The following is a 697-nucleotide window of genomic DNA, read 5'->3' as shown; positions in this document are numbered from 1 at the left end:
TTGACAAGCTTTTTATCTCCTTTGGCTCTACCTTGACTGCCAGCGTCATACCCACCTACAGCAAACTCATCGACCTCAACATACCCCTTCAAAGGATGCTGTAAACTACTTTGCATAGCATATTGCACTTTACGTCTGAAATTTAAACAGCTTTGATAACTCAAGGACAGTTTCTCACTTAAAGTTAAAGTGGACATGCCTTTCTTATCACAACTAACTTTAAATATGAATTCAAAAGCAGTTAGAATTGAAAATTTCAGCTTATGAAATAGGGTATGAGCCGTAACAGACTCATCATATTTACACTTTTGACAACGTCTGGAATGTAACTTTTTACCTTTCATATATTTTGTATGTTCACATTTCCTACATTTGTAATGATCACTCCACTTTAGTGTCGATAAATATTCAAGACAATCTTCTTCTTTTTGAAATGTTGAATAAAATGTTCTATCGTCAAAACCTTCAAAATTGATCATAATACATCTGGTTGTTTGGTTACTTTTACACTAATGTAAATCAGTTAACCGTAACAGAAGTACGTTTTACTATTTAGGGCGATCTAAGTTTAGATACCTATACTAAAATAGCGAAGATCATAAAGAGAGAGAATGATTATGTATTGAATGGTGCAGGTAAGGTTGTTTTTGAAGAGAATATGGTTGAATTGGACAAGTCCGATAATTTGAAGGAATTA

General features: G+C 33.3%; 1 protein-coding gene. It reads right to left on the bottom strand.

Annotated features, from left to right (window positions below; all coding sequences use genetic code 11):
* Positions 1-479 (bottom strand): transposase (locus tag HHU12_RS34335; RefSeq protein ID WP_169656597.1); only part of this gene is annotated, 479 nt, incomplete at its 3' end.
* Positions 480-697 lie beyond the last annotated feature (218 nt).

This window comes from Flammeovirga aprica JL-4 (assembly GCF_012844305.1).
Classification (GTDB): domain Bacteria; phylum Bacteroidota; class Bacteroidia; order Cytophagales; family Flammeovirgaceae; genus Flammeovirga; species Flammeovirga aprica.
The sequence above is the reverse complement of the archived record's forward strand: the minus strand, read 5'-3'. Positions and strand labels throughout refer to the sequence as shown.